The organism is Roseibium sp. LAB1, from assembly GCF_054658235.1.
In genome coordinates this window covers 1678614-1692679 of sequence record NZ_BAAGIB010000002.1, presented here as the reverse complement: position 1 = coordinate 1692679, position 14066 = coordinate 1678614, and the positions used below count along the sequence as shown (strand labels likewise).

The 14066-nt window shown below is 59.6% G+C and carries 12 protein-coding genes; all 12 read left to right on the top strand.

Features of this window, described 5'->3' with window-relative positions:
• The first annotated feature begins 50 nt into the window (after window positions 1–50).
• The 12 genes from ACYQ54_RS17745 (at window position 51) to pnp (ending at window position 14013) form a co-directional block, all read left to right on the top strand.
• Window positions 51–455 carry a helix-turn-helix domain-containing protein gene (locus ACYQ54_RS17745; RefSeq protein ID WP_023014432.1) on the top strand — a complete coding sequence of 135 codons (405 nt, stop codon included), beginning with the start codon at window positions 51–53 and terminating at the stop codon, window positions 453–455.
• Between the two features lie 112 nt (window positions 456–567).
• Window positions 568–1740 (top strand): methionine adenosyltransferase, encoded by a 1173-nt coding sequence (gene metK / locus ACYQ54_RS17740; protein ID WP_460084678.1) that lies wholly within the window; start codon window positions 568–570, stop codon window positions 1738–1740.
• A gap of 82 nt (window positions 1741–1822) precedes the next feature.
• Entirely contained in the window at window positions 1823–2509 is a 687-nt protein-coding gene (trmB, locus tag ACYQ54_RS17735; protein ID WP_460084676.1) for a tRNA (guanine(46)-N(7))-methyltransferase TrmB, read from the top strand.
• Between the two features lie 301 nt (window positions 2510–2810).
• Window positions 2811–3404: a ribosome maturation factor RimP gene (gene rimP, locus ACYQ54_RS17730; protein WP_460084674.1), complete on the top strand. Its 594-nt coding sequence runs from the start codon at window positions 2811–2813 to the stop codon at window positions 3402–3404.
• A 67-nt stretch (window positions 3405–3471) separates the two neighbouring features.
• Window positions 3472–5127 carry a transcription termination factor NusA gene (gene nusA / locus ACYQ54_RS17725; protein ID WP_460084670.1) on the top strand — a complete coding sequence of 552 codons (1656 nt, stop codon included), beginning with the start codon at window positions 3472–3474 and terminating at the stop codon, window positions 5125–5127.
• Between the two features lie 141 nt (window positions 5128–5268).
• Window positions 5269–5904: an RNA-binding protein gene (locus ACYQ54_RS17720; protein ID WP_460084668.1), complete on the top strand. Its 636-nt coding sequence runs from the start codon at window positions 5269–5271 to the stop codon at window positions 5902–5904.
• Between the two features lie 29 nt (window positions 5905–5933).
• Window positions 5934–8666, top strand: a complete 2733-nt coding sequence (infB, locus tag ACYQ54_RS17715) for a translation initiation factor IF-2 (protein ID WP_460084665.1) — start codon at window positions 5934–5936, stop codon at window positions 8664–8666.
• A gap of 245 nt (window positions 8667–8911) precedes the next feature.
• A complete protein-coding gene (rbfA, locus tag ACYQ54_RS17710) occupies window positions 8912–9319 on the top strand; it encodes a 30S ribosome-binding factor RbfA (protein WP_460084663.1) in 408 nt (135 codons plus the stop codon).
• 203 nt (window positions 9320–9522) lie between these two features.
• Complete coding sequence (locus ACYQ54_RS17705) at window positions 9523–9999, top strand: hypothetical protein (RefSeq protein ID WP_460084660.1); 477 nt, start codon at window positions 9523–9525, stop codon at window positions 9997–9999.
• 108 nt (window positions 10000–10107) lie between these two features.
• Window positions 10108–11052: a tRNA pseudouridine(55) synthase TruB gene (gene truB / locus ACYQ54_RS17700; protein ID WP_460084657.1), complete on the top strand. Its 945-nt coding sequence runs from the start codon at window positions 10108–10110 to the stop codon at window positions 11050–11052.
• Between the two features lie 209 nt (window positions 11053–11261).
• Window positions 11262–11531: a 30S ribosomal protein S15 gene (gene rpsO / locus ACYQ54_RS17695; protein WP_006935430.1), complete on the top strand. Its 270-nt coding sequence runs from the start codon at window positions 11262–11264 to the stop codon at window positions 11529–11531.
• 352 nt (window positions 11532–11883) lie between these two features.
• Entirely contained in the window at window positions 11884–14013 is a 2130-nt protein-coding gene (gene pnp / locus ACYQ54_RS17690; RefSeq protein WP_460084654.1) for a polyribonucleotide nucleotidyltransferase, read from the top strand.
• Window positions 14014–14066: the final 53 nt, after the last annotated feature.

Here is a 14066-nt window from a genome sequence, read left to right as displayed (position 1 = left end):
AAACGAAAACGAGCGGGCTTTCTCCGCGACAAAAAGAAAGAGCGACACAGATGCCCAGTAAAAAGTCTCCGAATCCGATCGATATTCATGTAGGCAGCCGCGTCAGGCTTCGCCGCATGATGCTAGGCATGAGTCAGGAAAAGCTCGGCGAAAGTCTGGGCATCACCTTCCAGCAGATCCAGAAATACGAAAAAGGCACCAACCGCATCGGTGCCAGCCGGTTGCAGCATATCGCCACGGTTTTGAAAGTTCCGGTTTCCTTTTTCTTCGAAGATGCACCCGGCACTCCCGAAGAGGCTGAAGGCTTTGGCGAAACCCAGCCGACGTCTTATGTTGTCGACTTCCTGTCTTCGTCCGAAGGCCTGTCCCTGAACAAGGCATTTGTTCGGATCGAGGACCCGAAAGTCCGTCGCCGGATCGTTGATCTGGTCCGGTCTCTCGCAGGCGACGACTGACAAAATTCACGCGCGCGCTTGACGCGGCGAAGAACTTCTAAGATTGATGCAGACGGAGCGGCGATGAAGATCGCCGCTTCTGTCATATTCATTCCCAGAAGGACGATCGCCAATGGCACGTCAGAATTACCTGTTTACCTCCGAGTCCGTCTCTGAAGGGCATCCGGACAAAGTATGCGACCGTATCTCCGATGCGGTTGTAGATGCCTACCTCAAGGAAATGCCGGAAGCGCGCGTTGCCTGTGAAACCCTGGCAACAACCAACCGCATCGTGATCGCCGGCGAAACCCGTGGTCCGGCCACTATCACCAGCGATTACATCGCCCATCTTGCCCGCATGGCCGTCAAGGATATCGGCTATGAGCAGGATGGTTTCCATTGGGAAAACTGCGATGTCGCCGTTCATCTTCATGCGCAGTCCGCTCACATCGCCCAGGGCGTCGATGCAGGCGACAACAAGGATGAAGGTGCCGGCGACCAGGGCATCATGTTCGGTTACGCCTGCCGCGAGACCGAAGAGCTGATGCCGGCTCCGATTCTCTTTTCACACAAGATCCTGCGTCTTCTGGCCGAAGTCCGCAAATCTGGCCAGGAGCCCGCACTCGGCCCGGATGCGAAGAGCCAGGTCACTGTCCGCTACGTCAACGGCAAGCCGGTCGAGGCAACCTCGATCGTTCTGTCGACCCAGCATCTGGATCCGGCCCTGACGTCCACCGACGTGCGCGCCATCGTCGAACCCTACATCCGCACAGCGCTGCCGGAAGGCTTCATCACGGGCGATACCGTCTGGCACGTCAACCCGACCGGTGCCTTCGTCATCGGTGGTCCCGACGGTGATGCCGGCCTCACCGGCCGCAAGATCATTGTCGACACCTATGGCGGCGCCGCACCGCATGGCGGCGGCGCTTTCTCCGGCAAGGACCCGACCAAGGTGGACCGTTCGGCGGCCTATGCGGCCCGGTATCTTGCCAAGAACGTTGTCGCAGCCGATCTGGCTGATCGCTGCACCATCCAGCTTTCCTACGCCATCGGCGTTCCGGAGCCGCTGTCGGTCTATGTCGACCTGCATGGCACGGGCCGTTGCGACGAGGCCAAGCTGGAAAAGGCACTGCGCGATGTCATGGGCCTCAGCCCGCGCGGCATTCGTCAGCACCTCAAGCTGAACAACCCGATCTATGAGCGCACTGCCGCTTACGGGCATTTCGGCCGCGAGCCCGAAGCCGATGGCGGTTTCAGCTGGGAGAAGACCGACCTGGTTGACGAGCTGCGCCCGCTTGCGGGATAAGCTCAGCTCCAGGCCGAACCATAGATGAAATGAAGCAGATCGCCGGTTCAGAGCCGGCGATCTGTCGTTTTGAAGATGCAGAATGACTGACCGTTACGAAGGTTCCTTTTACGGCCGCCGCAAGGGCAAGCCGCTAAGCCCGCGCCGTGAGGCGTTGATGGAAAACGAACTGCCGCGCCTGGCGCTGGATCTGGCAAAACCGGCCCCTGATGATCTGAGGGACCTCTTCGACGCTGACGTCGACGAGGTGTGCCTGGAGGTCGGCTTCGGCGGTGGTGAACATCTGCTGCATAGGGCCAGAACCAATCCGCGAACCGGCTTCATCGGCGTCGAGCCGTTTGTCGGCAGCATGGCCAAGGCCGTGACCGCCGTCGTAGAGGAGGGGCTCGGCAATGTCCGTCTTTATGATGACGATGCGGTCAACGTTCTGGACTGGCTGCCGGAGGCGAGCCTCGATCTGGCCTACCAGCTCTATCCGGATCCATGGCCCAAGAAGCGCCACTGGAAACGAAGGTTCATCAACGAACAGAACCTCGACCGCTATGCCCGGGCACTCCGGCCGGGCCACGAGTTCCGGTTTGCCAGTGATATCGATACCTATGTCGATTGGACGCTGCGTCATTGCCGCGATCATCACGCGTTTGAATGGACTGCGGAAACCGCTGCCGACTGGAAGTCTCCCTGGGAAGACTGGCCGGGCACGCGCTATGAGGCCAAGGCCATCCGCGAAGGCCGTATCGGCCGGTACCTGACCTTCCGCAGGGTGTAGCTGTACGGTGACCGGGGCTGCGCTTTTGTTGCCGTTTACCGGGGGAAACCGGGCGCGCGCCAACTTCTTTGAGGAATTTGGCCCGGCCTCTTGCCTTTTTGACTGCTTTGGCGTTATACAGCCCGTGTTTCACCTCAAACGGCTTATCTGAGCACTTTGAGAGTGGGCCCGCCGGGGACCCGCTCTTTTTTGCTTACATAACCGGAAACCGATGAGTTCGAGCAGGACTGCCCTATGTAAATCGACAATCAGGTGCATCTGATGCTCAAGAGCCGGTAACGGCCGCGAACAGGAGCCAAGTGTGAGCGCACACGAACCGAGAATTGTGACGGAACAGGGTCTTGATGCCCGTGTTGCCGCAATTGTGGAGCCGGTCATCGAAGACCTCGGCTACCGACTGGTGCGTATTAAGATCAGTGCTCAGAACGGTTGCACCTTGCAGATCATGGCAGAGCGTCCGGACGGCACGATGACGGTCGAGGACTGCGAAACCATCAGCCGTGGCGTCTCGCCCGCGCTCGACGTCGAAGACCCGATCAACCGGGCATATCATCTAGAAGTTTCATCTCCGGGTATCGACCGTCCGCTCGTGCGGGCCGGCGATTTCAACCGCTGGGCCGGCCATGAGCTGAAGGTCGAAATGGCCGTCATGCTGGACGGCCGCAAGCGGTTCCGGGGCACGCTCCTTGGCGCGGAAAACGGTATGGCCAATATTCGTCTGCCTGATGTGCGGGACGGCGAAGAGGATACCGTGGCGCTGCCGCTGGAAAATATCGGTGAAGCCAAGCTTGTGCTGACCGATGACTTGATTACCGCAGCTCTTCAGGCGGAAAAGGCGGCACTTGCCGCCCGTGGCCAGGAAGACGAGCTGTCGCAGGACAACATGCCCAACTGAGCCACAGGCTCTAAGGGAAAGAAGAAGAATGCGCCCGAACCGATCCTTGGCGCAAGAGGAGTGGAATATGGCAATCAGCGCGAACCGGCTGGAACTGCTGCAAATCGCTGACGCGGTCGCACGGGAAAAATCCATCGACCGGATGATCGTCATCAATGCAATGGAAGATGCGATCCAGAAAGCAGCCCGCTCCCGCTATGGCACGGAAACGGAAGTCCGCGCCGAAATCAATCCGAAGACCGGCGAGATCCGCCTGCAGCGTCTGCTTCAGGTCGTCGAAGCCGTCGAAAACGTTTCCACCGACATCTCTCTTGATGACGCGCAGGCCCGCAATCCGGAAGCCAGCATCGGCGACTTCATCGCCGAGCCGCTGCCGCCGCTCGATTTCGGCCGTATCGCCGCCCAGTCCGCCAAGCAGGTCATCGTGCAGAAAGTGCGCGAAGCCGAGCGTGACCGTCAGTATGAAGAATTCAAGGACCGTGTCGGCGAAGTCGTCAACGGTGTCGTCAAACGCGCCGAATACGGCAACGTTATTGTCGATCTTGGCCGTGGCGAAGGCATTGTCCGCCGCGACGAATTGATACCGCGCGAAATCTTCCGCACCGGTGACCGCATCCGCGCCATCATCTATGACGTGCGCCGCGAGCAGCGCGGTCCGCAGATTTTCCTGTCGCGCACTCATCCCCAGTTCATGGCGAAACTGTTCGCCCAGGAAGTTCCGGAAATCTACGACGGTGTCATCGAGATCAAGTCAGTGGCTCGCGATCCGGGCTCACGCGCGAAGATCGCCGTGATCTCCAAGGACAGCTCCATCGACCCGGTCGGCGCCTGCGTGGGTATGCGCGGCAGCCGTGTCCAGGCCGTTGTCGGCGAGCTTCAGGGCGAGAAGATCGACATCATTCCGTGGAACGAAGAAGCCGCAACCTTCATCGTCAACGCCCTGCAGCCGGCCGAAGTTGCCAAGGTTGTTCTGGACGAAGACGCCGAACGTATTGAAGTTGTCGTTCCCGATGACCAACTATCATTGGCGATCGGCCGCCGCGGACAGAACGTGCGTCTGGCCTCCCAGCTGACCGGCTGGGCCATCGACATCATGACCGAACAGGAAGAAAGCGACCGCCGCCAGAAGGAATTCCTTGAGCGTTCGCAGCTGTTCATGGAAGCCCTCAACGTGGACGAAATGGTCGGCCAGTTGCTGGCCACCGAAGGCTTTACCTCCGTCGAGGAAGTCGCGTACGTGGAGCTCGATGAGATCTCCATGATCGAAGGCTTCGATGATGACACCGCCGTCGAAATTCAGGCACGTGCCCGGGATTATCTGGCCGAACTGGAAGCAAAACTCGACGAAGAACGCATTTCGCTTGGTGTTGCCGACGACTTGAGGTCGATTGATGGCCTGACAACGGCTATGCTGGTTGCTCTGGGCAAGGACGACATCAAGACGATGGAAGACCTTGCCGGATGCGCTGCTGACGATCTCGTCGGCTGGACCGAACGCAAGGACGGTGAGACAAAGCGCTTCGAAGGTGCCCTTTCGGAATTCGACATGTCCCGCGCGGAAGCGGAAAACGTCGTGATGGCCGCCCGTCTGGCAGCCGGCTGGATCACCGAGGAAGAACTCGCAGCTCAGGCGGAAGCCGACGTGGCTGAAGAAGAAGAAGAGGCCGAAATGGCCGAAACCGTTGGAGAAGAGCCACAGAGCGGCGCGATCCTGAACGGGTAACGAGAGAGGCAAAAGCCTCCTGTATGAAGTTTCCGGCATGGCCTTGAGCTGGTCGGCAGCTTCGAATTCGCAAGTTCGATCAGCTTTTCTGCGCCGGGGAGGTTTCCACCGGAAAGCAGGTTGATCTAAAGGAGTGGCAGCGTGCCCAGGAAGAGTGAGCCAACCGAACGGCAGTGTGCCGTTACCCGGGAGGTTCAGCCCATCAGTACGCTGATCCGGTTCGTCCTCGATCCGCAAGGTGAGGTGGTCCCGGATCTGAAGCGGGTTCTTCCAGGGCGTGGTGTTTGGGTAACCGCCGCGAAAGACATCGTGGCTGTTGCCGAAAAGGACCGGAAAAAGGTCTTCGGCAGGGGTTTTAAAGGGGAAGCCTCTGTCGAGCCGGGACTGGCGGATCGTGTTGATGCGCTCATGGAACGATCGGCGCTGCAAGCGCTCTCCATGACGCGCAAGGCCGGCGAGCTGGTGACAGGCTACGCGAAAGTTGAAGCGGCCCTGCGGCAGGATGATGTCGCCGGGCTGGTCCATGCCTCGGACGCTGCAGAAGACGGGGTAAGGAAGCTGGCGGCAGTGGCTGCCAGCAGTCAGGAACTCTCAAACGGATGCCAAATCGTCCGTTTGTTCGATTCGGACCAATTGGATTTGGCATTGGGCCGGTCAAATGTGATACATGCTGCACTGCTTGCGGGGCAGGCGAGCGAAAACTTCCTGTCGCGGGTGCGCGATCTGGAGCGTTTTCGCTACTCCTCCGCGGTAAGCAGCGATAATGGCAACGCTTGAAAAGGCGGTTGCGCAGGACTGAAGGCAATATGAGCGATACGAAAAATCCAGGCGACAAGACAATCAGCGTTGAGCGTGGCAAAACGCTTGGCCTAAAGCGCGGCGGTGGCGATCAGGGAACTGTTCGGCAGTCCTTCTCGCATGGCCGGTCCAAAGCCGTCGTCGTGGAAAAGAAGAAGCGCCGTGTCGTGCTCCCGGGGCAGGAAGCGAAAGCTGAAGCCCCTGCGCCGACAACGCAGCGCCTCGAGCGGCCGGCTGAAGCGCCACGTACGCCGCCGCAACCAGATCCGCAGGCGACCAAGCAGGCTCGCCGGTCTGCGTCCGGCCAGCGCCAAAAGGGCAACGGCAACGTTCTGCGTACCCTGACCAAGGAAGAAGCGGCAGCCCGCGCGGCAGCCCTTCAGATGGCCAAGGTTCGGGACGAGGAAGACCGCAAGCGCCGCGAAGAAGAAGACAAGCGCCGCGCAATCGAGGCGGCTCAGCGTCAGGCCGAAGAAGAAGCCCGCGCCAAGGTCGAAGCGGAAGAGCGCGCCAAGCGCGAAGCCGAAGACGCTCTCAAGGCTGCGGAAGAGGCCAAGGCAGGCCCGAAAGCCGAGCCGGCTGAAGAAACCGCTCCGGAAGCTGCCGCGCCCGTACGCAAGGAAACTGCAGGCCGCACCGTGGTGCGCAAGCCCGCTCATGCTGACGGCGGCAAGCCGCCCAGCCTTGACGACATGGGCAAGCGCAAGGCACCGGAGGCACCGGCTGCACGTGCGAAGCCCGAGCGCGGAGAAACCGAAGAAGAAGACCGCAACAACAAGGGCGTTCGCGCGGTCAAACGCCCGAAACAGGCTCCGGCCCCCGCCGCGCGTCCGCGCACCGGCGACGACCGTCGCCGCTCCAAGCTGACCATCTCGGCCGCCACCGGTGGCGACGACGGCCAGCGTGCGCGGTCTCTGGCCTCCATGCGCCGCCGCCAGGAAAAGGCGAAGCGCGGTCAGCAGCAGGTCGTGCGTGAAAAGATCATGCGTGAAGTCGTCCTGCCGGAAGCCATCACCATCCAGGAACTCGCCAACCGTATGGCCGAGCGCGCCGTGGATGTGATCAAGCTTCTGATGAAGCAGGGCCAGATGCTGAAGATCAACGACGTCATTGATGCGGATACGGCTGAACTGATCGCCCAGGAAATGGGTCACACGGTCAAGCGCGTCTCCGAAGCCGACGTGGAAGAAGGTCTGTTCACCACGGAAGACGAACCGTCCACCCTGTTGCCGCGTCCTCCGGTCGTGACAATCATGGGCCACGTCGACCACGGCAAGACCTCGTTGCTCGATGCAATTCGCAAGTCCAAGGTGGTCACCGGCGAAGCCGGCGGCATCACCCAGCATATCGGCGCCTATCAGGTCGATCAGGATGGCAACAAGATCACCTTCATCGATACCCCGGGCCACGCTGCGTTCTCGCAGATGCGTGCCCGCGGTGCGAAGTCGACCGATATCGTGATCCTGGTTGTGGCAGCCGACGATGGTGTCATGCCGCAGACAAAGGAAGCCGTTGCTCACGCAAAGGCGGCCGACGTGCCGATCATCGTGGCCATCAACAAGATGGACAAGCCGGAAGCCGACCCGAACCGCGTCCGCACGGAGCTTCTCAGCGAGAACCTCGTTGTGGAATCCATGGGCGGTGACGTGATCGATGTTGAAGTCTCCGCCAAGAGCGGCCTGGGCCTCGACAAACTTCTGGAAATGATCCTGCTGCAGTCCGAGGTTCTGGAACTCCAGGCCAACCCGGAACGCAAGGCAGAAGGCATCGTCATCGAAGCGCAGCTCGACAAGGGCCGTGGTCCGGTTGCCACCGTTCTGGTGCAGAAGGGTACCCTCAAGCCGGGCGATATTCTGGTTGCCGGTGCCGAGTGGGGCCGTGTACGCGCCATGCTCGACGAGAATGGCAACCAGGTGAAGGAAGCCGGTCCGGCCAAACCGGTCGAGGTTCTGGGCTTCCAGGGCACGCCGGAAGCCGGTGACATGGTTGCGGTCGTCGACAACGAAGCCCGCGCCCGTGAGATTACCGACTACCGTCAGCGCCAGATCCGCGAGAAGGCCTCCGTGGTTGCCTCCGGAACGCGCGGTTCGCTTGAGCAGATGATGAACCGTCTGCAGGAAACCGGCAAAAAAGAGTTCCCGCTGGTGCTCAAGGCCGACGTGCAGGGCTCCGCGGAAGCGATTGCCCATGCGCTCAACGAACTCGGCAACGACGAAGTCGGTGCACGCATTCTGCTCTCCGGTGTTGGTGGCATCACCGAAAGCGACGTCACGCTGGCGCTCGCTTCCAAGGCTCCGATCATCGGCTTCAACGTGCGTGCCAACAAGCAGGCCCGTGAAGCGGCAAGCCGCGAAGGCATCGAGATCCGTTACTACAACGTGATCTACGACCTCGTTGACGACATCAAGGCGGCCCTGTCGGGCATGCTGTCGCCGGAACGCCGCGAGACCTTCCTCGGCAATGCGGAGATCAAGGAAATCTTCCACATCTCCAAGGTTGGCAAGGTTGCGGGTTGTCTGGTTACCGAAGGTGTCGTGGAACGTGGCGCCAACGTTCGTCTCATCCGCGACGATGTGGTCATCCACGAAGGCGAACTGGGCACGCTCAAGCGCTTCAAGGACGAGGTCAAGTCTGTCGAATCCGGTCAGGAATGCGGCATGAACTTCGTCAAGTACCAGGACATGCGTCCGGGCGACGTCATCGAGTGCTTCCGCGTCGAGCAGATCGCACGGACACTCTGATCGAAGTCAGAAATTTACTTGAAACTGATGTCAGCGGCTTATTCAATTAAGCCGCTGACGTCGTATCTGGTCGCAGGTAACTCCGTTATGCCATGGTTTGGCCGTGGTATTCGCACCATCCAGATGGTCTCGCCACCGTCCGTGCTTCAGGCCCGGCAATGGCGCGGGGCGCTGGGACCGGTCCGCCAACGGCGCACGAATACGTCGGGACGGAATGCGCTGCCAGAGATGCAGGAACAACAACAATGGCAAGACAACACGGACAGGACAGCCGCGGCCCTTCCCAGCGCCAATTGCGCGTTGGCGAAACGGTCCGCAAGGAGTTGTCCGATATTCTGACCCGGGGACGGTTCTCCGACCCGGATCTCGACGGGGTGATCGTCACGATCCCCGAAGTGCGCATGACACCGGATCTGCGCCTGGCCACCTGCCTGGTGATGCCGCTTGGTGGCGTAAATGCTGAAAATGTCGAAAAGGCCCTGAACCGCAGCGCCAAATATCTGCGCGGCCAGGTGTCCCGCCGGCTGACGATGAAATACATGCCGGACCTGCGCTTCGTTCTCGACACGAGGTTCGACGACGACGACCGCATCGACACGCTGCTGCATTCTCCGGAAGTCTCCCGCGATCTCGACGCGGACGAAGAGAACTAGAGATCAACGGCTCACTGTTCCTGTTGAATTGTGGTCCCCGCGAAGGCGGGGACCCGGCAAACACAGGCGATTAGCTTGATTGCCGGAAGAGCGGGGTGCACTGGGGTTACCGGATCCTGGTCTTTCGCGCCACTCGGACCGGGATGACATGAAGAGCAGTGAGTTCTTTGCCGAGGCCAAGGCCTAACCCAAGCGGACCCGATATGGCGCTCTTCAGAACTATCGCAGCAATCGCACTTGGTGCAGCGACCTCTGCATGTGTCGTTTTTCCCGTTCCACGCACAGTCGCACCTGAGGTTTCGGGCGTGCTGTTAAACGATGGTATGCCGGTTGCAAATGCAGAGATTGAGTTGGTGGCAGCATTGGCTCCATCAGACGCATCAAAAGATAACCCGCCAGGGTCAAGGCATGCAGTCACCAGAACAGATGCAAATGGCAAATTCAAAGTAGGGCCGCTGACAGGGGTCAAAACAGTTCATACATACGGCGATGAACTCCTTGGATTTTACATTGTTATCAGGGCAGGGAACAAAGAGTTGATAGGCTTCTCTGATAGTGGAACAGGAAGTGTCCCTTCAAAGATAAGTGGGTCATGCGACTTGGCAAAGGCGCATAAACTTGGAAACCAGGTTACTTACTGTAGCCAAAATAGACTTCAAAAAACCGAGAATGATCGCTGACCAAAGCTGATGCGTTCAGGATCTTGCTGTTGCGCATGGATGGTGGGTTCGACAGTCAGTTTTTCATTTCTCGCCGTAAAACAATTGCAATCGTATTGAAACGTTCTCATGGCACGCCAAAAACAATTCAAAAGAAAAAAGAACGCAATCAACGGCTGGCTTGTGCTGGACAAGCCCTATGGCATCACCTCCAACGAGGCGCTCGGCAAGATCAAGCGGATCTTCTCGCCGGAGAAGGTCGGTCATGCCGGTACGCTCGATCCGCGCGCGTCCGGTCTCCTGCCGGTTGCCTTCGGCGAAGCCACGAAAACCGTTCCCTTCGTCATGGATGGCCGCAAGGTCTACCGTTTCGAGGTGACCTGGGGTGTTGAAACCAACACCGACGACACCGAGGGCGAGGCAGTTGCCACGTCCGACGTGCGGCCCAATGCGGACGAAATCTCGGCTGTCCTTGGTGAGTTGGTCGGCACGATCATGCAGGTTCCGCCGAAATTTTCCGCCATCAAGGTTGCGGGTGAACGGGCATATGATCTGGCACGCGATGGCGAAGAGGTCGAACTGGAAGCCCGCCCCATCGACGTGCATCGGCTGGATCTGGTCGACTGTCCGGACGAGAACCGGGCCGTTTTCGAGGCTGAATGCGGCAAGGGGACCTATGTGCGTGCGCTCGCCCGTGACCTCGGCCGCCGTCTCGGTACCTGTGGTCACGTTACCGAGCTGCGCCGGTTGCTGGTCGGGCCCTTCGGCGAGGACGACCTGATTGGCCTTGATGAGATCATGGAAGCGTCCGAGGCGCTGGACGAAGGTGCCGGCGTAGAAACCCTGGTCGAGGAGTTCGTCCTGCCTGTTCGCGAGGCGATGGACAATCTGATCGAGGTTCCGGTTTCGCTCGATGACGCCGCCAAGATCCGCAAGGGTATGGCGGTGCTGCTGCGCGGCCGCGATGCTCCGCTGAATACTGAAGTCGCCTTTGCCAGCCACGCCAATGTGCCGGTCGCCATCGGCTCAATTGACAAGGGCCGGTTCCAGCCGACCAGGGTGTTTCACCTGTAATTTCGGGTGTGGCGAAAAAACCTGAGAAACCTCTGGATTTTCGTAAGGTTTTCCGCCATATTCCGCCGCCATTGGGCACTGATGTCCAATTCGTCCGGAAGGATCCTTTGCTGAACGACATCTCGGCTCTGGAAACATCCGGATCAGGCCGGTCTCCGGCATTTCAACGTGTCCGGTCAACGGACCCCACTCTTTGAAAGGAAAGAGCGATGTCGATCACTGCAGAGCGCAAAGCTGAGCTCATCAAGGAATACGCCATCAAAGAAGGCGACACCGGTTCCCCGGAAGTACAGGTCGCGATCCTCACCGAGCGGATCAACAACCTGACTGAACACTTCAAGGGTCATGGCAAGGATAACCATTCCCGCCGCGGTCTTCTGAAAATGGTTGCGCAGCGCCGGTCCCTTCTGGACTACACGCGCGGCAAGAGCGAAGAACGCTACAAGTCGCTGATCTCGCGTCTTGGCATTCGCCGCTAAGATCTCAGAACCTGAAAGCGCGGTGGGTGAGAACCCGCCGCGTTTTTGTATTGCGTGACGGCTTTTGCCGGACGCGGCCCTTTCGGACAAAACACTGATCCGCTTCGGATCTTTGTTTCCTGAAAGAGCTTTGAGTGTTTCAAAATCGAGTGGAACGCTCTATAGAGACCTCGTGACATGTCATGGGGCAGGATTGCCGGCTTCTTTCCGTCTTGAGCCGAAAGCAGCTCGTCGTCTTGCCCGTGACCTGTCCGCCGGTAACCGGCCCATACGGGGCCGACCGGGAATGTGTCTGCCATCACCGTGCTGTACCGAAAACAGCCAAGGGCAGGCAAAGCTGTAAGGACAGATGATGTTTGATATTCATCGTGTGGAAGTCGAGTGGGGCGGACGCCCGCTCGTCCTCGAAACGGGCAAGGTTGCCCGTCAGGCCGATGGCGCCGTGATGGCGTCCTATGGCGAAACGAAGGTGCTTGCGACAGTCGTGTCCGCCAAGTCTCCGAAGCCGGGCCAGGATTTCTTTCCGCTCACCGTGAACTACCAGGAAAAGGCCTTTGCCGCAGGTAAGATCCCGGGTGGCTACTTCAAGCGCGAAGGCCGTCCGTCCGAGCACGAGACGCTGACGTCCCGCCTGATCGACCGCCCGATCCGCCCGCTTTTCGCAGATGGCTACAAGAACGACACCCAGGTGGTCATCACCGTTCTGTCGCACGATCTGGAAAACGCTCCGGACATCCTGGCGATGGTGGCGTCTTCCGCTGCACTGACCCTGTCGGGTGTTCCGTTCATGGGCCCGATCGGCGGTGCGCGCGTTGGCTACATCAACGGCGAATACGTTCTGAACCCGCTGGTCGACGACATGCCGGAATCCACTCTGGATCTGGTTGTTGCCGGTACCAACGACGCCGTTCTGATGGTTGAATCCGAAGCCAAGGAACTGGACGAAGACATCATGCTCGGCGCAGTGATGTTTGGCCACAAGGGCTTCCAGCCGGTGATCGACGCGATCATCAAACTGGCTGAAACCGCTGCCAAGGAACCGCGCGAGCTGGTCCTGCCGGATCATTCCGAGCTGTTCGGCAAGGTCAAGGCTATGGCTGAAAGCGACCTGGTTGCCGCTTACAAGATCACGTCCAAGACCGACCGCAAGAACGCAGTCGACGCTGCCAAGGCGAAGGTCGTTGAGGCGCTGATCACCAACGCTGCCGAAGGCGAAGCCGTCGAAAGCACCATTCTGGGCGAGCAGTTCAAGAAGCTGGAAGCGGAAATCGTTCGTGGCGCGATCCTCGACACCGGCACCCGCATCGACGGCCGTGACCTGTCGACCGTTCGTTCGATCTCTTCCGAAGTCGGCATTCTGCCGCGTGCACACGGTTCTGCCCTGTTCACCCGCGGCGAAACCCAGGGCCTGGTCGTTGCCACCCTCGGTACCGGTGAAGACGAGCAGTACATCGACCTGCTGGAAGGCACTGTGAAGTCGCACTTCATGCTGCACTACAACTTCCCGCCTTACTCCGTCGGTGAAACCGGCCGCATGGGCTCCCCGGGACGCCGCGAAATCGGTCACGGCAAGCTGGCATGGCGCGCGATCAACCCGATGATGCCTCCGCACCACGAGTTCCCGTACACCGTCCGCGTTGTTTCCGAAATCACCGAATCCAACGGTTCGTCTTCCATGGCAACCGTCTGCGGCACCTCGCTGTCGCTGATGGATGCCGGCGTTCCGCTGAAGGCACCGGTTGCCGGTATCGCCATGGGCCTGATCAAGGACGGTGACCGTTTTGCAGTTCTGTCCGACATTCTGGGTGATGAAGATCACCTCGGCGACATGGACTTCAAGGTTGCCGGTACCCAGGATGGTATCACGTCGCTGCAGATGGACATCAAGATCGACGGTATCACCGAAGAGATCATGAAGGTCGCTCTGGGTCAGGCCAAGGACGGCCGTATCCACATTCTCGGCGAAATGTCCAAGGCCATCACCGAAGCTCGTGCCGAGCTCGGCGAACATGCACCGCGCATCGAAGTGATGAAGATCCCGGTCGACAAGATCCGTGAAGTCATCGGTTCGGGCGGCAAGGTCATCCGCGAAATCGTGGAAAAGACCGGCGCAAAGGTCAACATCGAGGACGACGGCACCGTCAAGATCGCATCTGCCGACGGCAAGGCGATCAAGGCAGCCGTGAACTGGATCAACTCCATCGCCGCCGAGCCGGAAGTGGGCATGATCTACGAAGGCACCGTCGTCAAATGCGTTGATTTCGGCGCATTCGTGAACTTCTTCGGCGCCAAGGACGGTCTGGTCCACATCTCCCAGCTTGCTCCGAAGAAGGTTGCCAAGGTCACCGACGTGATCAAGGAAGGCGACAAGGTCTGGGTCAAGCTCATGGGCTTCGACGAGCGCGGCAAGGTCCGCCTGTCCATGAAGGTTGTCGACCAGGAAACCGGCAAGGAAATCGAAAAGAAGGAAGAAGCTGAATAAGCTTCGGTCCGACTGACGTAAGAATTGAAACGGGGACCTTTGGGTCCCCGTTT